Below are 21,220 nucleotides of genomic sequence, written 5' to 3'. Positions count from 1 at the left end.
CGTTGGTATTCCTGAGAGTCGTGACGGAGGCGGACAGCCCCCTTGTCCAGGGGAACTGCCGATTTATGTCGCGAACGTAGCAATGAATCAACGCAGCAATAAATCAGCGTTTCCCAAGCGAGACGACTAATGTCAAAGCGAGATTACTACGAGGTGCTGGGCGTCGAGCGCAGTGCCGATACTAAAGACATCAAGAAGGCCTACCGCCGCCTTGCACAGAAATATCACCCTGATCGCAATAATGGCGATGAGAAGGCGTCGGAAAAGTTTCGCGAAGTTTCCGAAGCCTATGAAGTCCTGACGGACAGCCAGAAGCGTGCGGCCTATGACCAGTTTGGTCATGCCGGGGTGGATGGCCAGAGTGCCGGAGGCTTTGGCGGCGCAGGTGCTGGTGGCTTCAGCGACATCTTCGGTGATGTGTTCGGCGATATCTTCGGTGGTGGAGGCGGTCGGCGCAATCCGAATGCTCCTCAGCGTGGTAGTGACCTGCGCTACAACCTGGAGCTGGACCTGGAAAGTGCCGTGGCGGGTGCCAGTGTCGACATTCGTGTGCCGCGCCATATCGAATGTGATCGCTGTGATGGCAGTGGTGCCGAACCGGGATCCACCAAGGAGACCTGTCCGACCTGTCAGGGGCATGGTCAGGTGCGCATGCAGCAGGGCTTTTTTGCCGTGCAGCAGACCTGTCCGACCTGTCATGGCTCCGGACAGCACATCAAGGTTCCGTGCCACAAGTGTCATGGCGATGGTCGCGTGCGTGAAACCCGCACCCTGTCGGTGAAGATTCCGGCTGGCGTGGATACTGGTGATCGTATTCGCCTCAATGGCGAAGGCGAGATGGGTGTCAACGGTGGGCCGCCCGGTGATCTCTATGTTCAGGTTGCCATCAAGCCCCACCATATCTTCGAACGGGATGGACGCCACCTGCAGTGCGAAGTGCCGATCAACTTCGTTGATGCTGCCTTGGGTGGTGAGTTGGAAGTCCCGACCCTGGATGGTCGGGTCAAGCTCAAGATTCCGCCTGAGACCCAGACGGGCAAGCTGTTCCGCTTGCGTGGCAAGGGGGTCAAGCCGGTTCGTGGTGGCCCTGCGGGAGACCTGTTGTGCCGTGTAGTGGTGGAGACCCCGGTCAAGCTCAGCGAAGAGCAGAAGGACCTGTTGCGCCAGTTCCAGGACAGCCTGGGCGATAGCAATAACCAGCACTCTCCGAAGAAATCGAGCTTCTTTGATGGTGTGAAGAAGTTCTTCGAAGACATGAAGTCTTAAGGATGCTCTGAAAGCGTCCCCAACGTCTGGATGGCATGCCTCCTTCTGGCCATCGTCGCTATTCCAGAGCCTCGTTTATCCGTGAGGGATAAGGGCTCTGGGGCGGCGGTGGCCAGTCTGTTTTCCCAATACCCACCCAAGGAATGGTCCCGTGACAGATGCTATGGATCGCGCTGGCCTTGGCATCATGCTTCGAGTGCTGTCGGGCATGCTGTTCACGGGCATGCTGGTCTGCGTGAAGCTGCTTAGTGACACTGTCCCGCTGGGGCAGATTGTGTTCTTTCGCTCACTGTTCGCCCTGATACCGATAGTGGCCTTCCTGGCTTGGCGCAAGGAGTTCCCTGCAGGGCTGGCAACGCGCCGGCCGTTGGGGCATGTGCTGCGCTCTGGCCTGGGGGCGGCAGCCATGTTTGCCTCCTTTGCTGCTGTGGCCAGATTGCCGGTGGCAGAGACGACACTGCTGGCTCAGTTGAGCCCGGTCATCATGGCCCTGGGTGGTGTGGTCTTGCTGGGTGAGCGGCTGAGCCTGCACCGTGTTGCTGCTTTAGGGCTGGCGTTGACGGGAGTGATGGTATTGGTGCTGCCAGGCCTTGGTGATGGTGTTGGTCAAGTGTCCGGCTATGTGCTGGGGGTGGTATCGGCAGTACTTACGGCGGGTGCTTTGCTGACCGTGCGACGTATCTCGCGCACCGAGACGGCGGGGGCGATTGCTTTTTACTTCGTACTGACCTCGGCACTTGCCGGCTTGGCGACGTTGCCGTTGGGCTGGCCTTCCGTGACGACCGAGCAACTGCTGTTGCTGGTATTGGCGGGTCTGTTTGGTGGGGCTGCCCATATCGCCATGACGCTGGCATTGCGCTTTGCGGAGGCTTCTCGACTGGCTCCGTTTGAGTATATTGCGTTGATCTGGCCGGTGTTGGTCGATCTGCTGCTGTTTGGCCTGCCCCTGTCAATGGGTTTTGTGTTGGCACTGCCCCTGATTGTTGCTGGCGCAGTGCTGGCCGCCCTTGAAGGGCGGCGTTTCAGACGGCTGACTCGACAATAAGCTGTGGCTGTCCTCGAGAGCAGCTCTCGATACGAGCAATGACCTGGTAGACGTCACGCAGCATCTCGGTGGTGACAACTTGTGTCGTAGGCCCACAAGCCACGAAGTTGCCATTGGCAATGACCAGTGCCTGATCCGTGAAGCGTAGAGCGTGGCCAATGTCGTGAATAGCGACGATGACCAGCATTTGGCGCTCCTGGGCCAGGCGTTGCAGGATCGATAGCAGATCGATCTGGCGATGCAGGTCCAGAGCCGAAGTGGGCTCATCCAGAAGCAGGATTTCGGGGTTCTGCACCAGTGCCTGGGCTGCACCGACCATCTGCCGCTGCCCGCCGCTGAGGTCGCTGATATCACGCTGACTTAGCGCAAGAATGCCAAGCTCGCGCAGGGCTTGTTCAACGGCATTGAGGTCATCCTGCTGCACTTTCAGGCTACGGCCCTGCATACGGGCCAGCAGGACGCTCTCGTAAACCGTCAAAACTGCACTGACACCAGTGTCCTGGGGCATGTAAGCCACTGGGCGATGGGAGGTTGTGCCGGATATTTCCACTTTTCCATCGCCCTTGAGCAAACCGAGAATGCGCCGGAACAACGTTGATTTTCCGGCAGCATTGGGTCCCAGCAGAGCCACTACCTGGCCGCCTTTCAGTGTCGGGGTGGTGATCCCTGAAAGTATCTGCTTGCGGCCATAACGGGCGCCGACCTGATGAAGCTTGAGCGTTACCATGATGCTTTCTTGCGCCCGAGGATGAGGAACAGGAAGAAGGGGATGCCTACCAGCGAGGTGATGATACCGATGGGAATGACGGTGCCAGGGAGGATCACCTTCGACAGGACAGAGCCGATCGATAGAATCAGCGCGCCACATAGTGCTGAGCCAGGCAGGAAGAAACGCTGATCCTCACCGACCAGCATGCGAGCGATATGTGGGCCAACCAACCCGATGAAGCCGATGGTGCCGACAAAGGCAACAGCCATCGCAGCCAGTAGTGACACCAATACCAGGACTTCGAGCCGCAAGGCACGAGGCTTGACGCCAAGACTCTCGGCCTTGCTATCTCCCAGGCGCATGGCAGTGAGTGCCCAGCCATGCCGTGCCAGCAGCGGGATGACCAGGCAGAGTACAGCGAGTGACATCCACAACTTTGGCCAGGTGGCCTTGGTCAGGCTACCCATGGTCCAGAACACCACTGCAGCGACAGCCTGTTGACTGGCAAAGAACTGGATCAGGGCCATCAGCGAGTTGAAGATGAACACCATGGCGATGCCCAGCAAGATGATGGTCTCGATGGTGACACCGCGACGCATGCTCAAGGCATGGATCAGGAAGGAAGTCAGCATGGCCATCAGGAAGGCATTCAGCGGAATCACGTAATCGATGGCAGCAGGCACTAGCGCGACACCAAAGGCCAGTGCCAAGGCAGCGCCGAAGCCAGCGCCTGCGGAAATGCCCAGGGTAAAGGGGCTGGCCAGAGGATTGCTGAGGATGGTCTGCATCTGCGCACCAGCGATGGAAAGACTGGCTCCCACGACCAGAGCCATCAGTGCCACCGGCATGCGGATTTCCCACAATACGACCCGTACCTGATCACTTACCGAGTCCGGAGCCAGCAGAGCGGTCAACACTTCGCCAAGGCTGTAGCGTGCCGGGCCCAGAGCCAAGTCGACACAGAGGCTGAAGACCAGAGCTATCACCAGTCCCGCCAGTATCAGCTGGCGACGCCATACCAGAGCGCGGTAGAAATCGCGTTCCTGGTTGGGCGTCGAGATTGAAGAGCTGTTTTCAGTCATCCAGAGACACCCAATAGCCAGGTTCGTAGTCCACCGGGAGGAAGCGGTCATGCAGTTCTTGCATGGTGGCGTCCGGGTCGAGGTCGGCGAACAATTCCGGGTGGAACCAACTCGCCAGTTGCTGAACGGCCACGAAGTAGTCAGGGCTGTTGTAGAACTGGTGCCAGATGGCATGCACATTGCCATCCTTCACGGCATCAATGCCGGTCATGGCGGTGCGTTCGGTAAGGGCTTCCAGCTTGTTCCGAGCCTCGGCAAGATCCGCTCCTGGCCCTACACCAACCCAGTCACCTCCCGGAACATAGGCGTCCCAACTGCCCCCGGTAACGACTACTTGCTGTGGGTTGGCGGCGATGATCTGCTCGGGATTCAGAGTGCCGAAGGTCGAAGGAATGATGTCGCGAGCGATATTGCTGCCACCCGCCAGCTCGACATAGTCGCCAAAGTTGCCTGAACCAAAGCTCATGCAGCAGTCATCGGAGTAGCCCCCTGCACGGTCGATGAATACCTTGGGGCGCTCAGGGTCGTGGGCGTCGATGACATCGGTGACTCTGGCCATCTGTGCTTCAGAGAAGGCAATGAATTCCTCAGCGGCTTCTTGCTTGCCGAGCAACTGGCCCATCAAGCGCATCGAGGGGGTGGTGTGGGCAATGGGGTCTTCACGAAAATCGACATAGACAATGGGGATGTCCAGTTCGGCCAGCTTGGCATCGTAGCCGGCATCTTCCGTGGCTGCGCGGGCTTCCAGATTCATCAGAATGACATCAGGTTGCAGGGCTGCAGCCTGTTCGACGTCAAAGGTGCCGTCCTTGAAGCCACCGAAGGTCGGCAATTCCTTGAGTTCGGGAAACTTCTCGGCATAGCGAGCGTAGTTGTCTGGATCGGCCTGGGAGAAATCTTCGCGCCATCCAACGACATGGTCGAACGGGGCATCCGGTTCGAGGGCACCCAGCAGATAGACCTGGCGCCCTTCACCAAGAATCATGCGCTCAACAGGAACGTCAATACTGACCTGGCGGCCAGCGACATCGGTAATGGTGACCTGCTCAGCCAAAGCCATGCCGCTCAGGCAAACAGCAGGGATCAAGGATACGATGCTTGGTATTAGGCGCATATTGGAGATCTTGTCGCTTGGCGCATGACATTCATTGGAACCATGCTGACGAACGTCATGTTGCATATTGGGAAAGGCGGCAGCATATAAGATATGCGTATCATTGTCATTTGTGTTTATGGAGTGATGGTATGCCTAGTCAATCTGTTGCCCGAGTCAGTACTGAATCCGGTCAGCGTCTGATCAACCGGCTGTGCAAGCACTGGGCGCACAAGCTGGAAGTGGATGCTGAACAAGGCAAGGTAGTGTTCGATGGTGGTGTCTGCCTGATGAAGGCGAGTGCTGATACGCTGCAAGTCGACCTTCAGGCCGACGATAACGAACTCCTTGAACGCCTGAAAGGCGTGGTAGCCAGCCACCTGGAGCGAATGGCAGGCAAGGAAGAGCTCAGCATCGACTGGCAATGACTCTGCACACTTGAGTCAGTGACTCTGTAGACAGCGCCCTCGAAGGGGCGTGAAATGCCATCGCGGCTATCCTGAGGTTGCTATGCTGGACAATCAGGCAACGGGAGCGGCGTCATGGCATCATCATCTTCCAGCGCATGGAGTGCCCATCTAGGTATGCTGTTGTGGGCGCTGCTGGTCGGATTTTCCTTTCCAGCGGTAGGGTTGCTGACGGAAGGATTACCGCCTTTGCTGCTCACCTCCCTGCGCTTTGCCATTGCCGCAATGGCCGTGTTGCCCCTGGTGTTGCGTGCTCCTGGCGTTGTGCCTACGCGCTCGGGCTTGGTTCTCTATGCCTGGATGGGGCTGTGTCTGGCAGGCTTCTTCGGCACCATGTTCTGGGCTGCCCACCGCGTTACGGCATTGTCCATGTCGACACTGTTTGTCAGTGTGCCGTTGCTGGCTTATGTGCTGGGCCGTTGGCTCGGGGTCGAGCACCCCGCTCGTGCTCTTCTGGCGTTACTGGCGCTTGGGGCCTTGGGCGCTATGGGACTGGCCTGGGCCCAGGCCGGTGGTGATGTTACGCAGATGCAGTTTGGTGTGGGAGAGGCGGCCTTCTTTGTCGGTTGCATTGCTTCGGCGTTGTATCCGGTGTTGTCCAAGTTTGGGCTGCTGAGAGGCTGGGTATCGCCACATGCTGGCGTCAGAACCCTGTGGAGCCTGATTCTTGGCGGTGTACTGATCGGTATGCTGGGGTTGGTATTCAATGCTCCAGCAGCGCTGACACGCATGACCTGGGGAGATCTGGCCCTGGTCGTCTATCTTGGCCTGTTTTCCAGTGGCGTTACCTTCTGGCTGCAGCAGCGGGCCACTGCAATCCTGACACCTGCTGCGGTCACGGCATACGGTTATCTGGTGCCTTTCGTTTCCATGCTGCTGTTGTTCTGGGCCGAGCCTGAGCGTATTTCACTGGTATGGCTGCCGGGCAGCACTTTGGTTGTCATTGCCATCGTCCTGCTGTTGCAGCGTGACGTCCGGTCGCGTTCGAAAATTGCCTGTGCCAAGTAATGCTGATTTCCAGAGCCTGTTCTTAAGACCCGGCAAGGCGGAAGCAGGTCACCAGGCTGCGCTGCAGGACACTGAAGTTGTCGTCGCTGACCATCAAGAAACGTGAATTGGGCAGGGCGGCGAGGCCTTCCATGTTGTCCAGGCGCCAGCCTTCACTACTGGACAGGCGGGTGATGCGTGTCACGCGAGTATTGGGCGGGGCCAGCAGTTCGGCCTTGCTCAGGCTGATCACCAGTGGGTGAGGTGGTGCATAAGCACGCTCAAGCATCAGGGCGGCGGGCGGTTCCTCGGGCCTGGTCGGCAAGGGAGCCATATCCGTGAGGGCGCTGCCGACGGCACTGGACAGTGGATAGTGCCACTGCTGCTGGTCATCAATGGTGAACAACCGCGTGACCTTGTCATCGGCACCCTCTGGAGGAGACTCGAGTCCGGCAATGATGCCCAGTCCGGGTATCTCGGCCAGGGCCTCCATGGCGGCATTGGCACTGGCGCCTTGAACGCCTTGGGGCCGTAAAGGATCGCCGACAGGTTGGCCGTCGGGCATGAAGGACTGCAGGCGGTGGTCCTGTTCAAAACCGACAAGGAGTTCACTGTTGCCAGGTGTGCCGTCATTGGCGTGCAGGACGACCAGGGATTCCGCATCGACGTCCTTGCCGCGGAGGGGATTGCCATGGGTGTCCAGGAGCGGTGCGCTGTCTAGCATTTCCAGATCGGTCAACTTGTCGCCGTCGAACACTGGGCGGGTAACATGCAGGCGTCCCCGGTCCGAGACCAGATACAGGACTTGCTCGTCATTGTCCCAGCCGGCAGCAGACAAGCCTCCGAGTGAAATATCGGTACCGGGCCAGTGTCCGGGTAGTTTCAGGGTGCCGCACATCTCAATGCCGGTGGCTTCTGGCTCTGCGCCTCTGATGGCGTTGGCGCCTGCCAGGGTCGAGGGTTGAACCTGTTGAGAGCAGCCAGCCAGCGTCCATAGCAATATCGCAGGGCTGTAGGCCATGATCAGGCTTCGTAGGTGGCCTGGCCATGCTCGGGGTGTGGTGAGCCGGGAGGTTGCCTTCATGGTGAACTCCTTCCTTGGGTAACACAGACGCCTGCTTGTCGGGTTGTTATACTGCGACCGTATTGCACTCGCATTATTTGGAAACCTGCTGTTCTTTAGGAAGCACTGCATAAATGCCTGCGCTACCCAATCACTGCGTTACGCGGTGCTGGTACGCCAGCCCGGTCGGAATCCTCACCTATATCCCATAGGCTCCGGTTCCTGTGCTCCGGGCGCCTTGTGATTGAGCATGCTCGTCGATTTATTCAGCGCTTCCTTCACGTGAGCTTTTCACATGTACATGAGTTCTTCACATGAACATGAGCTCTGCAAGTGAGTTTCCAGATGGCGGGTTTCCTTCTGTGTCACTGATTTTGAGGATTTTGCCGAATGACTGCCAATGCCCCTCGTATCGCCATCGCCGGTGTTGCCGGCCGCATGGGTCGCAACCTGGTCAATGCGGTTGTCCAGGATGAGGGAGCGACGCTTTCAGGGGGTACGGTTTCCCCGGGAAGCTCCCTGGCGGGTGCTGATCTGGGTGAATTGGCCGGCATCGGGCGTCTAGGGGTGGCGGCCGCGGATTCCCTGGAAGCCATTGCTGATGATTTTGATGTGCTGATCGACTTCACTGCACCCAAGGTGACGCTGGCCAATCTGGCCTTCTGTGCCGAGCATGGCAAGGCCATCGTCATTGGCACTACCGGCCTGAGTGACACAGAACTGACAGAACTGGAAGGGTATGCCGAACGCCTGCCCATGGTGTTTGCACCGAACATGAGCGTGGGGGTCAACCTGACACTGAAGCTGCTCGAGACAGCCGCCAAGGCCCTGGGTGATGAAGGTTATGACATCGAGGTGGTCGAGGCCCATCATCGCCACAAGGTGGATGCGCCATCCGGAACGGCGCTGAAGATGGGGGAAGTGGTGGCTGAGGCGCTGGGGCGCAATCTCAAGGAGCATGGTGTCTTCGAACGAGTTGGTCAGTGTGGCCCTCGGGACCCGAAGGAAATCGGCTTTGCCACCGTGCGGGCGGGCGATATCGTGGGTGAGCATACGGTGATGTTTGCCACCGAAGGCGAGCGGATCGAGATCACTCACAAGGCATCCAGTCGCATGACCTTCGCCAAGGGGGCTGTACGTGCCGCTCGCTGGGTGTGCGAGCAGGGTAGCGGCAACTACACCATGTCCGATGTGCTGGGCCTGTAAGGCGTCCATGAGACATCTTGAGTGGGGCGGTGTGCCGAGTTTGTCAGGTCTTCCAGATCTATTATTGGCATCATGCCTGTAGAAAAAGCGCTGAAGATACTGTAGCATTGCAAAAATTTTGGCCGGGCGCTTGGTATTCCTCGCTCAGCATTGCCTTCCCCAAGAGGGCGGCGATGGCTCCGGCACAGCATTCCGAGCGAATGACAACAAGCGGGATGAAACCGGTCATGCACCGGGTTTCGTCCCGCTTTTTTAGGGAAACACCGCGATAAGCGTCTACGTGTGCGAAGGATTTCATGCCACCAGGCGGAGTTATCGTGGTGATTCCCAAGAACCACACTTCAAACGATGGTCCGGGCTACTTTAAATGGTAGCGAAGGGCGGCGCCTTTGCGCGCCAGTGGTTGAGCGAACAGGCACCTTGACGAGTTTTCTTTGGGAGGACGTAGCGTTGAACAAACCCGCGATTTTGGCCTTGGAAGATGGCAGCGTATTCCACGGCACGGCCATTGGCGCTGATGGGCAGACCAGTGGTGAAGTGGTGTTCAATACGGCCATGACCGGCTACCAGGAAATTCTCACCGACCCTTCTTATTCTCGTCAGATCGTTACACTTACCTATCCTCATATTGGCAATACCGGCATCAATCCAGAGGATGTTGAATCCTCCAGCATCGCGGCAGCCGGCCTCGTTATCCGTGATCTTCCTCTTGTTGCCAGTAACTTTCGCTCCACCCAGAGCCTGTCCGACTACCTCTCCAGCCACAACGTCATCGGTATCGCCGATATCGATACTCGTCGCCTGACCCGTATTCTGCGCGACAAGGGGGCTCAGAACGGTGCCATCCTGGCGGGCGCAGAAGCGGAAGGGACGGATGCGGAAGCCCGTGCACTGGAAGCTGCGCGTGCCTTCCCGGGATTGAAGGGCATGGACCTGGCCAAGGTAGTGTCATGCACGGAAGGTTATGAGTGGACGGAAGGTGAATGGGCTCTGGGTGAAGGCTATGCCGATACCACCAAGGATGAGCGTCCTTTCCATGTGGTGGCCTACGACTATGGCGTCAAGTTCAACATCCTGCGCATGCTGGCCAGTCGTGGCTGCCGTCTGACCGTGGTGCCTGCCCAGACACCGGCTGCTGAGGTGATGGCGCTGAATCCGGACGGAATCTTCCTGTCCAATGGGCCTGGCGACCCCGAGCCCTGTGATTATGCCATCAAGGCCATCCAGGAACTGCTCGAGACCGAAACGCCGATTTTTGGCATCTGTCTTGGACACCAGTTGCTGGCCCTGGCCAGTGGCGCTACCACTGTGAAGATGGGGCATGGCCACCATGGTGCCAACCACCCGGTGCAGGATCTCGATACCGGGCATGTGATGATCACCAGTCAGAACCATGGTTTCGCTGCTGATGAGGCGACATTGCCGGACACGCTGCGCGCGACCCATCGTTCATTGTTCGACGGCACCTTGCAGGGTATCGAGCGCACCGACAAGCCAGCCTTCAGCTTCCAGGGGCACCCGGAAGCGAGCCCAGGTCCTCGTGACGTGGCGCCCCTGTTTGATCGCTTTATCGAGATGATGCGCACACGTCGCTGAGGCTTGTGTGAAAGGTATTGCAGTCGTCATCAGCTCATAGACCAAATTTCTAGCGGGAAGCACCATGCCCAAGCGTACAGACATCAGCAGCATCCTCATCATCGGCGCAGGTCCCATCGTCATCGGTCAGGCGTGCGAGTTCGACTATTCCGGAGCCCAGGCTTGCAAGGCGCTGCGTGAAGAGGGTTATCGCGTCATCCTGGTCAACTCCAACCCGGCCACCATCATGACTGACCCGGTCATGGCCGATGCTACCTACATTGAGCCCATCACCTGGCAGGCGGTGGAGAAGATCATCGAAGTCGAGCGCCCGGACGCCATTCTGCCGACCATGGGTGGCCAGACTGCGTTGAACTGCGCGCTCGACCTGGACCGTCACGGTGTGCTCGAGAAGTATGGCGTAGCAATGATCGGTGCCAACGCTGATGCCATCGACAAGGCCGAGGACCGTAACCGCTTCGACCAGGCGATGAAGAATATCGGCCTGGAATGCCCACGGGCCAAGGTTGCCCACAGCATGGAAGAGGCCTGGGAAATTCAGGGTGAACTGGGCTTTCCGGTGATCATTCGTCCGTCCTTTACCATGGGCGGATCTGGTGGTGGCGTGGCTTACAACAAGGATGAGTTCAAGGAGATCTGCCACCGCGGATTTGAACTCTCTCCGACCCGCGAGTTGTTGATCGATGAATCCCTGCTGGGATGGAAGGAATACGAGATGGAGGTCGTTCGTGACAAGAACGACAACTGCATCATCGTGTGTGCGATCGAGAACTTCGATCCCATGGGGGTGCACACGGGTGACTCGATCACTGTGGCGCCGGCCCAGACGCTGACCGACAAGGAATACCAGATCATGCGCGACGCCTCTCTGGCGGTGTTGCGCGAAATCGGCGTCGAGACCGGCGGCTCCAACGTCCAGTTCGGTGTTGACCCGAAGACTGGCCGCATGGTGGTCATCGAGATGAATCCTCGGGTCTCCCGTTCTTCAGCCCTGGCTTCAAAGGCGACCGGTTTCCCGATCGCCAAGATCGCCGCCAAGCTGGCCGTGGGCTACACCCTGGATGAACTACAGAACGACATCACCGGTGGCCAGACCCCGGCCTCCTTCGAGCCGTCCATCGACTATGTCGTCACCAAGATTCCGCGTTTCACCTTCGAGAAGTTCCCGCAGGCCAATGATCGTCTGACCACTCAGATGAAGTCCGTGGGTGAAGTGATGGCCATTGGCCGCACCTTCCAGGAATCCTTGCAGAAAGCACTGCGCGGCATGGAAACCGGCAATGATGGTCTCGACCCCATCGTCACCGAGTTCAGTGACGACAACATGGCCTTGATCAAGGGCGAGCTGCAGGCCGCCGGTGCCGATCGCATCTTCTACATTGCCGATGCCATGCGCTCCGGCATGAGTCTGGAAGACGTCTTTGGGCTGACCAACATCGATCCCTGGTTCCTGGTCCAGCTCGAAGATCTGGTCAAGACGGAACAGCAGGTGGCTGAGCGCTCGCTGTCCGATCTCAGCGCCCAGGAAATATTCCGTCTCAAGCGCAAGGGCTTCAGTGATGCCCGTCTGGCCAGGTTGCTGGGAGTTTCCGAGAAGGAGTTCCGCAAGACGCGTCAGGCCGCAGGCATCCGTCCGGCTTACAAGCGTGTCGATACCTGTGCTGCGGAGTTCGCGTCGGATACAGCCTACATGTACTCCACTTACGAAGAGGAGTGTGAGGCGGAAGTCTCTGATCGACAGAAGATCATGGTGCTGGGTGGTGGCCCGAACCGTATCGGCCAAGGCATCGAATTCGACTACTGCTGTGTCCATGCGGCCTTCGCCATGCGCGATGATGGCTATGAGACCATCATGGTCAACTGCAACCCGGAAACCGTGTCCACTGACTACGACACTTCCGATCGGCTGTATTTCGAGCCTGTGACCCTGGAAGACGTGCTCGAGATTGCCGACAAGGAGAAGCCGGCGGGTGTCATCGTTCAGTTCGGCGGACAGACTCCGCTGAAGCTGGCACGGGAGCTCGAGGCGGCCGGTGTTCCGATCATTGGCACCACACCGGATGCGATCGATCGCGCCGAAGATCGTGAGCGTTTCCAGCAGATGATCGACAAGCTGGGGCTCAAACAGCCGCCCAATGCTACTGCGCGCAGCTTCGAGGAAGCCTTGGTCAAGGCCGAGGGCATTGGCTATCCGCTGGTCGTGCGTCCCAGTTACGTACTCGGTGGGCGTGCCATGGAGATCGTCTACGACGCCTCCGAGCTGGAAAACTACATGACCCATGCAGTCAAGGTTTCCAATGATTCCCCGGTGCTGCTGGATCATTTCCTCAATGCGGCCATCGAGATCGATATCGATGCGGTATCCGATGGCGAGCGGGTGGTCATCGGCGGTGTCATGCAGCATATCGAGCAGGCTGGCGTGCACTCTGGCGACTCCGCCTGTGCGTTGCCACCATACTCGCTGCCTCAGGATGTTCAGGACGAGATGCGCGAGCAGGTCAAGCGCATGGCCGTCGAGCTGGGCGTCAAGGGCCTGATGAACGTGCAGTTGGCCTGGCAGGACGGTGAGATCTACATCATTGAGGTCAACCCTCGTGCCTCGCGGACCGTGCCATTCGTGTCCAAGTGCATCGGCACCTCTCTGGCGCAGGTGGCTGCTCGCTGCATGGCGGGCAAGACGCTGGCCGAGCAGGGCTTCGAGCGTGAGATCGTGCCACACTTCCATAGCGTCAAGGAGGCAGTGTTCCCGTTCGTCAAGTTCCCGGGCGTTGACCCGATCCTGTCGCCGGAGATGAAGTCTACCGGTGAGGTCATGGGCTCTGGTGAGACCTTCGCCGAGGCCTTCTACAAGGCCCAGCTTGGTGCTGGCGAGGCGATGCCGCCGCTGACGGGCGAGCGCAAGGCCTTCTTGTCTGTGCGCGAACCGGATAAAGAAGGGATTATCGATGTGGCCCGTTCTCTGTTAACATTGGGCTTCACACTCTGTGCGACCCGTGGAACAGCCGCCGCTCTTGAAGAGGCTGGCATTGCTGTCGAGGTCGTGAACAAGGTTTATGAAGGCCGGCCACATATCGTCGATTCTATCAAGAACGACGAGATTGCCTATATCGTCAATACCACCGAGGGCCGCCAGGCCATCAATGATTCCTCGGTGATCCGTCGCACTGCACTCGCCCATAAGGTTCCCTATGCCACGACCCTGGCAGGGGCTAGCGCTGTTTGCATGGCGCTCGAGTATGGCAATGCCATTACCGTGCGGCGGTTACAGGAACTGCATGCAGGAGCGAATTCATGAACAAGGTCCCGATGACCGTCACCGGTGAGCAGCGTTTGCGCAGTGAGCTTGAACAGCTCAAGAGCGTGGAGCGTCCGCAGGTGATTGCTGCCATCGCCGAGGCCCGCGAGCATGGCGATCTCAAGGAAAACGCTGAATACCACGCCGCTCGCGAGCAGCAGGGTTTTATCGAGGGTCGGATCCAGGAGATCGAAGGCAAGCTGTCCAATGCCCAGGTCATTGATGTCACCAAACTGCCCAAGACGGGCAAGGTGATTTTTGGTGTCACGGTGGAGCTGCTCAACCTCGATACGGACGAGGAAGTGACGTATCGCATCGTGGGTGAGGATGAGGCTGACATCAAGCAGAGCCGTATCTCTGTCACTTCGCCTATTGCCCGTGCCCTGATCGGCAAGGAAGAAGGCGAGGTGGTCGTCGTTCGTACTCCGGGTGGTGAAGTGGAGTATGAAATTTCCGGCGTCGAGCATCTGTAAGCCGAAACGCCTCTCGGCAAACGCTCAGGAAAACCCCGATGGCCATATGGCCATCGGTTTTTTTTTATGGCCGCTCCTCTTATGAAGCCCGTGGGCTAAGCTGAGTCGAGAACCTGTGTAGAGAACCTTTGAAAGTCTCTGTGAAAAGTCTTTGTGAAAGGTCCCTGTGGAGCGTGCCATGAGCAATCCTACCGACAATGCTGAGCAGTTGTGTGAATATGAGCAGTGCTCTGGCGCTATCGAGTTACTGATCGAGACCCGAGAGAAGGATATTGGCAATTTCTCGGTGCGCCGTTCCCTGCCGACGGCCAAGCGCAAGATGGTGGGACCCTGGATTTTCTTTGACCATATGGGGCCTGCCGACTTTCCCATTGGTGAGGGCATCAATGTGCGTCCTCATCCTCATGTCAATCTGGCAACGGTCACGTATCTGTTTGAGGGTGAAATTCTGCACCGGGATTCCCTGGGCAGTGTGCAGCCCATTCGCCCGGGAGATATCAATCTGATGGTGGCGGGGAAAGGAATCACTCACTCGGAGCGTGAGCGCCCCGAAGCCACTCGCACGCCCCGACGCCTGCATGGCCTGCAGTTATGGTTGGCCCTGCCGGAGGAGGACGAAGAGATCGATCCTGCTTTCTATCATTATCCGTCTGCAGATATCCCCGCGCTTGAGGTCGATGGAGTGCCATTGCGAGTGATGATGGGAGCGGCCTATGGTGTCACTTCGCCAGTGAAGACCTTTGCCGAGACGCTGTATGTAGAGGCACACCTGCAGCCGGGGCAGCGTCTTGCCTTGCCGTATGCGGAAGAGCGTGCTGTGTATACCGCTCAGGGAAAGATGAAGGCAGGGGTGACCGAGATTCCTGAACATTCCCTGGCGGTCTGTGCTGCAGGTGTCGGTGTGACCCTGGAAGCCGTGACAGAGTGCCGCATCGGAATTATCGGTGGAGAAAGGTTGTCCAGGCGCTACGTTGACTGGAACTTTGTATCCAGCCGCAAGGAACGTATCGAGCAGGCCAGGCAAGACTGGAAGAGTGGTGCATTTCCGAAGGTGCCGGGAGATGAAGAAGAATTCATTCCTCTTCCAGAGTAGCCGAGCCGCAAGCAGCGCCAGATAGGTTGGCTTACGGCTTACGGCTTACGGCTTACGGCTTACGGCTTTCAATGGCGGCCGTGGTGATCGGCGAAGCGTGTAATATTGGACAGCTTCGGGTTGGCTTTGGGGTTGGGGCGGTAGAGCAAGGCAACCTTGCCGATTTTCTGGATGATTTCGGCCTTGCTGGCCTTGGCCAGTTCGTCGAGCACTGCGGTGCGATCGTCACGATCTGGAATGGCAAGCTTCACCTTGATCAGCTCGTGGTCATTCAGCGCCCGGTCGAGTTCGGCCAGCAGGCCCTCGGAGATGCCGTTTTCCGATGCCATCACTACCGGGTCCAGGTGGTGACCAATGCTGCGGAATGCTTTCTTTTGTGCCTGTGACAAGCTCATGGTATCTTGCTTCTTCCCAAAATTGGCGCGACTGCACATGTTACGGCGAATTCGCCCTTGGCGGAAGCGTCACGACATCTTCTTCATGGAATTGTCGTCCCGCAGGCTGATTTTCCACATCCTGTCGATCCCTTAAACCCAGGCATGGGGCGGCGGGATGTGTGGGCGATATTTTCCCGTAGCTGTTTCCAGGTGATTTCGTGGCATCCAAGCGTTCCTCTCAGACGTCTTCGTCCTCTACCAAGCGTGGCGGCAAGAGCAATGTCAACAAGAGCAATGCCAGCAAGAGCAGCGCAAGTTGGCTCAAGGAGCACTTTGATGATCGCTACGTGCAGCAGAGCTGGCAGGATGGCTATCGCTCTCGGGCCAGCTACAAGCTGATCGAGCTGGATGAGAAAGACAGGCTGTTCAAGCCTGGTATGACGGTCATCGATCTAGGGGCCGCACCAGGTGGCTGGAGCCAGATTGCCGCTGATCGAGTTGGCGATGATGGTGTGGTGATCGCCTCGGATATCCTTGAGATGGATGCTCTGGCGGGTGTCGACTTCATTCAGGGGGATTTCACCGAAGAAAGTGTGCTTGAGGAAATCCTTGCTGTACTGGGAAATCGTCCAGTAGACCTTGTGATGTCGGATATGGCCCCCAATATGAGTGGTATGGCAGCAATTGATCAGCCTCAGGCCATGTATCTGGTGGAGCTGGCGCTGGATCTTGCTCGGCAGACCTTGCGCCCTGGAGGCCGCTTCGTGGCAAAGGTGTTTCAGGGCGAGGGTTTCGATGCCTACCTAAAGGATTTGCGCGGCAGCTTCGATCGAGTGGTAACGCGCAAGCCAGATGCCTCACGTGCACGTTCACGCGAGGTATATTTGCTGGCAGAGAATTTTCGTGGCTGATGGACGACGACTATTCTTCTAGATAGAAGGTGCCTACTGAGGCGATAGCCGGAAAAATTCATCGGTATTTGGCAAAGTGGTATGTAGTGCTGCCTGTAAGGTGCGGTTCATCTGCATTACTGGCCGAACAAGCCGGGCTCCTGTAGTGTCGAACTTTGTAGTGTCACGCTCTTTGTGGTGTCAACGCTTAGTGGTAGGCACGTTAGAGCCGACAGATTCTTGCAATTGAGGGTAGTCCCTTGAACGACATGGCGAAGAACCTGATTCTGTGGTTGGTCATCGCAGCCGTGCTGCTGACGGTGTTCAACAACTTCAGCGTCGAAAACGCACCCAACACGATGAACTATTCCCAGTTCGTCGAGCAGGTGCAGAACCAGCAGGTCCGTAGCGTCACCATCGATGGTTACACCATCAATGGTGAGCGATCCGATGGCTCCAGCTTCCAGACCATCCGTCCGTCAGCAGATGATCCCAAGCTGATGGATGATCTGCTGTCGCACAACGTCACAGTGATCGGTAAGAAGCCTGAGGAGCAGAGCATATGGACGCGGCTGTTGATTGCCAGCTTCCCGATTCTGCTGATTCTGGCCATCTTCATGTTCTTCATGCGCCAGATGCAGGGGGGAGCAGGAGGCAAGGGTGGGCCGATGAGCTTTGGCAAGTCCAAGGCCAAGCTGCTGTCCCAAGACCAGATCAAGACCACCTTTGCTGATGTGGCCGGCTGTGATGAGGCCAAGGAAGAGGTGGAAGAGCTGGTTGACTTCCTGCGTGACCCGACCAAGTTTCAGCGCCTTGGCGGCACGATTCCGCGCGGTGTGCTGATGGTGGGGCCTCCGGGTACCGGTAAGACGTTGCTGGCAAAGTCCATTGCAGGTGAAGCCAAGGTACCGTTCTTCTCCATTTCCGGTTCGGATTTCGTCGAGATGTTTGTCGGTGTGGGTGCTTCTCGAGTGCGCGACATGTTCGAGCAAGCCAAGAAACAGGCACCCTGCATCATCTTCATCGATGAGATCGATGCGGTAGGCCGTTCGCGCGGTGCTGGCATGGGCGGTGGCAATGATGAACGTGAGCAGACGCTGAACCAGCTGCTGGTCGAGATGGATGGCTTCGAGGCCAATGAAGGCATCATCGTCATCGCGGCGACCAACCGTCCTGATGTTCTTGATCCAGCACTGCTGCGCCCCGGGCGTTTCGACCGTCAGGTAGTGGTACCGCTGCCGGATATCCGTGGTCGCGAGCACATTCTCAATGTGCATCTACGCAAGGTGCCGTTGGCCGACGACGTCAAACCGTCCTTTATCGCCCGTGGTACACCCGGCTTCTCCGGTGCTGATCTGGCCAACCTGGTCAATGAGGCTGCACTGTTCGCCGCGCGTCGTAACAAGCGTTTGGTGAGCATGGAAGAACTGGAGCTGGCCAAGGATAAGATCATGATGGGGGCCGAGCGGCGCTCCATGGTCATGACCGAGAAAGAGAAGCTCAATACCGCCTACCACGAGGCAGGTCACGCGATTATCGGCCTGGTCGCGCCGGAGCATGACCCGGTCTACAAGGTCACCATCATTCCCCGTGGCCGTGCTCTGGGTGTGACCATGTTCCTGCCGGAACAGGATCGCTACAGCTTGTCCCGTCAGCAGATCATCAGTCAGATCTGTTCGTTGTTCGGCGGTCGTATCGCCGAAGAAATGACCCTGGGGCCGAATGGTGTCACTACCGGTGCTTCCAATGACATCAAGCGTGCGACGGAACTTGCGCACAGCATGGTAGCCAAGTGGGGGCTGTCGGAAGAAATGGGACCGATCATGTACGACGAGGATGAGTCCCATCAGTTCCTCGGTGGTTCCATGCAGGGTGGCAGCAAGCTCAAGTCAGGAGAGACGACCTCTCGCCTGGACAAGGAAGTACGCAAGATCATCGATGAATGCTATGCCGAGGCTGAGCGTATTCTGCATGAGAATCGCGATAAGCTCGATGCCATGGCCGATGCGCTGATGCAGTACGAGACCATTGATGCTGACCAGCTCAAGGACATCATGGAAGGTCGTACTCCGCGTCCGCCCAAGGATTGGGATGACAATGGGACTCATGGCGGTTCACCGGTGACGGGGGAGCCGAACAAAGAGGCAGGCGCTTCCGAAGCCTCTGATGTAGAGGGAGATGAAGAAGACGACGATACGCCTGGGCGTCGTCCTTCCGATCCGCTGGGCGGCCCTGCCGGCAGTTGATCCCCGATATCAGGTCATGGAGGCGCCCAGAGGGGCGCCTCTCCGTTTTTATCCGTTGTATCCAGCAGGACCCCAAAGATGCCAACCTCCTCCGCTATGCTGTCTTGTGGCCGTCATCGCCTAGACCTGTCCTATCCACATATCATGGGTATTCTCAACGTTACGCCAGACTCTTTCTCGGATGGAGGTCGGCACTTGGCTACGGATGATGCCCTGCGGCATGCCGAGCAGATGATTGCTGAGGGGGCTGCGATCATTGATGTGGGCGGAGAGTCTACCCGCCCTGGTGCAGAGGCCGTCAGTGTGCAGCAGGAGATGGATCGGGTGTTACCGGTGGTTGAAGTCCTGGTGCGTGAACTTGACGCTCTTGTCTCCGTGGATACCTCCACTTCCGAGGTGATGCGTGAAGCTGCTCATGCCGGAGCTGGCATGATCAATGATGTGCGCAATCTGCGTCGTGAAGGCGCCATGCAGGCTGCTGTTGCCACTGGGCTGCCTGTCGTGTTGATGCATATGCTGGGCGAGCCTGGCGACATGCAGAATGCACCGCACTATGAAGGAGCGGTGGAAGATGACGTCATGGCTTTCCTTGCGCAGCGTGTTGCTGCATGTGAAGCCTCTGGCTTGCGCCGTGAGCGAATTCTGCTCGATCCGGGCTTTGGCTTTGCCAAGACGGTGGAGCATAATCTTCGTCTGCTTCACCGTATGGAAAAACTGCAGGAACTCGAGCTGCCGCTGCTGGTGGGAATGTCCCGCAAGAGCATGATCGGCAAGGTCCTGGAGCGACCGGTGGAAGAGCGCCTGCCCGGCAGCCTGGCTCTGTCAGCCCTGGCCGTGGAGCGTGGCGCACGGATTCTGCGTGTTCACGATGTGGCGGCCCACGTGGATGCGGTAAACATGGCCTGGGCCGTACTCGAGGAAGGGAAGTCCTATGGCTAGACGCTATTTTGGCACCGACGGCATTCGTGGCAGTGTTGGGCAGGCGCCAATCACACCGGACTTCATGCTCAAGCTTGGCTGGGCTGCGGGTCGGGTGATCGAGCCTCGGCGCCAGCGTGCTCGAGTGCTGATCGGCAAGGATACGCGTATTTCCGGTTACATGTTCGAGTCAGCCCTGGAAGCCGGCTTGTCCGCAGCAGGCGTTGACGTCATGCTGCTCGGGCCAATGCCGACGCCAGGCATTGCCTATCTGACACGTACTTTCCGAGCCGATGCGGGGATAGTCATATCTGCGTCGCACAATGCCTATCAAGACAACGGCATCAAGTTCTTCTCTGCTGCCGGCGCCAAGCTGGGAGATGAAGTCGAAGAGCGTATCGAGGCTGCTCTGGAGGAAGAGCTGACCACTGTGGCGCCGGATGCGCTGGGCAAGGCGACCCGGGTCGATGATGCTGCCGGTCGTTATATCGAGTTCTGCAAGTCGACCATTCCCGAGCGTGTCAGTCTGCATGGGCTGAATATCGTGCTCGACTGTGCTCATGGCGCCACTTACCACATTGCTCCTGCGGTATTCAAAGAGCTGGGTGCCAGGGTTTCTCTGATTGGTGCCAGCCCTGATGGCATGAATATCAATCGCGAAGTTGGTTCGACGCATCCAGCAGCACTGCGAGCCGCGGTGATTCAGCAGGGTGCGGATCTTGGCGTAGCTTTCGATGGCGATGGTGACCGGGTGTTGATGGTGGACGCCGATGGCCATGAAATCGATGGCGACGACATGCTTTACCTGATCGCCAAGGATCGCCACCAGCGCGGAGAGCTGGTCGGTGGTGTGGTCGGCACACTGATGAGCAACTTCGGGCTCGCTGCCGCTCTCGAGGCGATGGGAGTTCCCTTCGAGCGTGCCCAGGTAGGGGATCGTTACGTCATGGAGCGCCTGGCGGCCAATGGCTGGCAACTGGGTGGGGAATCTTCCGGACACATCGTTTGTGGCCATGTACAGACCACGGGTGATGGCATTGTGTCGGCGCTGCAAGTGTTGTCCTACATGGTGCGCGAGGAGCAGTCGTTGTCTCGCCTGTTGCATGGTTTTGACAAGGCGCCTCAGTCGTTGGTCAATGTGCGCCTGCCTGATGGCACCAATGCCAGGGCGGTGATGGAGGATCCGCGCCTGAATGAAGCTGTGACGGCAGTGGAGAAAGAGCTTGCTGGCCAAGGGCGGGTTCTATTGCGTCCGTCTGGTACAGAGCCCTTGATTCGGGTCATGGTCGAAGGCCGCCCGCATCTTGATGTGGAAGAGTTTGCCAATCGTTTGGCCGATGGCGTACGTGGGCTCCTGTAACCTTGGCCGTTTTCGTTGCTAACTATCTGGGAAGAAACGAGTTGTGAGCGACAG

Annotated in this window: 18 protein-coding genes; 13 read left to right on the top strand and 5 right to left on the bottom strand. The window is 58.1% G+C overall.

The features are described from left to right. The first annotated feature begins 129 nt into the window (after nt 1-129). Nucleotides 130-1,266: a molecular chaperone DnaJ gene (dnaJ, locus tag Q1K07_RS14565; protein WP_300312270.1), complete on the top strand. Its 1,137-nt coding sequence runs from the start codon at nt 130-132 to the stop codon at nt 1,264-1,266. 163 nt (nt 1,267-1,429) lie between these two features. After that, nucleotides 1,430-2,311 (top strand): DMT family transporter, encoded by an 882-nt coding sequence (locus Q1K07_RS14560; protein ID WP_300312373.1) that lies wholly within the window; start codon nt 1,430-1,432, stop codon nt 2,309-2,311. On the opposite strand, the gene Q1K07_RS14555 is transcribed toward Q1K07_RS14560, so the two are convergent. Genes Q1K07_RS14555 through Q1K07_RS14545 form a run of 3 tightly spaced genes read right to left on the bottom strand, consistent with a single transcriptional unit; the run spans nt 2,289 to nt 5,216 of the window. Beyond that, nucleotides 2,289-3,038 carry an ABC transporter ATP-binding protein gene (locus Q1K07_RS14555; protein ID WP_300312268.1) on the bottom strand — a complete coding sequence of 250 codons (750 nt, stop codon included), beginning with the start codon at nt 3,036-3,038 and terminating at the stop codon, nt 2,289-2,291. The two genes, Q1K07_RS14560 and Q1K07_RS14555, sit on opposite strands and share 23 nt — an antisense overlap. After that, complete coding sequence (locus Q1K07_RS14550; protein WP_300312266.1) at nt 3,032-4,102, bottom strand: iron ABC transporter permease; 1,071 nt, start codon at nt 4,100-4,102, stop codon at nt 3,032-3,034. Before Q1K07_RS14550 ends, Q1K07_RS14555 begins: the two co-directional genes overlap by 7 nt. Then, nucleotides 4,095-5,216, bottom strand: a complete 1,122-nt coding sequence (locus tag Q1K07_RS14545; protein ID WP_300312264.1) for an ABC transporter substrate-binding protein — start codon at nt 5,214-5,216, stop codon at nt 4,095-4,097. Before Q1K07_RS14545 ends, Q1K07_RS14550 begins: the two co-directional genes overlap by 8 nt. A gap of 131 nt (nt 5,217-5,347) precedes the next feature. Between Q1K07_RS14545 and Q1K07_RS14540 the strand changes: the two genes are divergently transcribed. Next, a complete protein-coding gene (locus Q1K07_RS14540) occupies nt 5,348-5,623 on the top strand; it encodes a DUF2218 domain-containing protein (RefSeq protein ID WP_300312262.1) in 276 nt (91 codons plus the stop codon). A gap of 114 nt (nt 5,624-5,737) precedes the next feature. Then, nucleotides 5,738-6,670 (top strand): DMT family transporter, encoded by a 933-nt coding sequence (locus Q1K07_RS14535; RefSeq protein ID WP_300312260.1) that lies wholly within the window; start codon nt 5,738-5,740, stop codon nt 6,668-6,670. Between the two features lie 22 nt (nt 6,671-6,692). Here the strand turns inward: Q1K07_RS14535 and Q1K07_RS14530 are convergent, their stop codons facing one another. Then, entirely contained in the window at nt 6,693-7,733 is a 1,041-nt protein-coding gene (locus Q1K07_RS14530) for an esterase-like activity of phytase family protein (RefSeq protein ID WP_300312257.1), read from the bottom strand. A 369-nt stretch (nt 7,734-8,102) separates the two neighbouring features. Here Q1K07_RS14530 and dapB point away from each other — a divergent pair, with 369 nt between their 5' ends. From dapB to Q1K07_RS14505, 5 genes are all read left to right on the top strand, one after another. Beyond that, nucleotides 8,103-8,918 carry a 4-hydroxy-tetrahydrodipicolinate reductase gene (dapB, locus tag Q1K07_RS14525; protein ID WP_300312254.1) on the top strand — a complete coding sequence of 272 codons (816 nt, stop codon included), beginning with the start codon at nt 8,103-8,105 and terminating at the stop codon, nt 8,916-8,918. 450 nt (nt 8,919-9,368) lie between these two features. Next, nucleotides 9,369-10,514, top strand: coding sequence for a glutamine-hydrolyzing carbamoyl-phosphate synthase small subunit (gene carA, locus Q1K07_RS14520; protein WP_300312251.1), 1,146 nt, complete (start codon nt 9,369-9,371; stop codon nt 10,512-10,514). Between the two features lie 64 nt (nt 10,515-10,578). After that, nucleotides 10,579-13,809, top strand: a complete 3,231-nt coding sequence (carB, locus tag Q1K07_RS14515; protein WP_300312248.1) for a carbamoyl-phosphate synthase large subunit — start codon at nt 10,579-10,581, stop codon at nt 13,807-13,809. Continuing rightward, nucleotides 13,806-14,282, top strand: a complete 477-nt coding sequence (gene greA, locus Q1K07_RS14510; RefSeq protein WP_300312245.1) for a transcription elongation factor GreA — start codon at nt 13,806-13,808, stop codon at nt 14,280-14,282. Before carB ends, greA begins: the two co-directional genes overlap by 4 nt. A 178-nt stretch (nt 14,283-14,460) precedes the next feature. Then, nucleotides 14,461-15,375 (top strand): pirin family protein, encoded by a 915-nt coding sequence (locus Q1K07_RS14505; RefSeq protein WP_300312242.1) that lies wholly within the window; start codon nt 14,461-14,463, stop codon nt 15,373-15,375. Between the two features lie 68 nt (nt 15,376-15,443). On the opposite strand, the gene yhbY is transcribed toward Q1K07_RS14505, so the two are convergent. Beyond that, on the bottom strand, nt 15,444-15,770 hold the full coding sequence (gene yhbY / locus Q1K07_RS14500; RefSeq protein ID WP_300312240.1) for a ribosome assembly RNA-binding protein YhbY: 327 nt from the start codon (nt 15,768-15,770) through the stop codon (nt 15,444-15,446). A gap of 200 nt (nt 15,771-15,970) precedes the next feature. On the opposite strand from yhbY, the gene rlmE reads away from it, so the two are divergent. The 4 genes from rlmE to glmM all read left to right on the top strand — a co-directional run bounded on the left by rlmE (nt 15,971) and on the right by glmM (nt 21,166). Beyond that, on the top strand, nt 15,971-16,663 hold the full coding sequence (rlmE, locus tag Q1K07_RS14495; RefSeq protein WP_300312237.1) for a 23S rRNA (uridine(2552)-2'-O)-methyltransferase RlmE: 693 nt from the start codon (nt 15,971-15,973) through the stop codon (nt 16,661-16,663). A 239-nt stretch (nt 16,664-16,902) separates the two neighbouring features. Next, entirely contained in the window at nt 16,903-18,888 is a 1,986-nt protein-coding gene (ftsH, locus tag Q1K07_RS14490; RefSeq protein WP_300312235.1) for an ATP-dependent zinc metalloprotease FtsH, read from the top strand. A gap of 78 nt (nt 18,889-18,966) precedes the next feature. Next, complete coding sequence (gene folP, locus Q1K07_RS14485) at nt 18,967-19,827, top strand: dihydropteroate synthase (protein WP_300312232.1); 861 nt, start codon at nt 18,967-18,969, stop codon at nt 19,825-19,827. After that, nucleotides 19,820-21,166 carry a phosphoglucosamine mutase gene (gene glmM, locus Q1K07_RS14480; RefSeq protein ID WP_300312229.1) on the top strand — a complete coding sequence of 449 codons (1,347 nt, stop codon included), beginning with the start codon at nt 19,820-19,822 and terminating at the stop codon, nt 21,164-21,166. Before folP ends, glmM begins: the two co-directional genes overlap by 8 nt. Nucleotides 21,167-21,220: the final 54 nt, after the last annotated feature.

Source organism: Halomonas sp. (assembly GCF_029263665.1).
Classification (GTDB): Bacteria; Pseudomonadota; Gammaproteobacteria; order Pseudomonadales; family Halomonadaceae; genus Halomonas.
The sequence above is the reverse complement of the archived record's forward strand: the minus strand, read 5'-3'. Positions and strand labels throughout refer to the sequence as shown.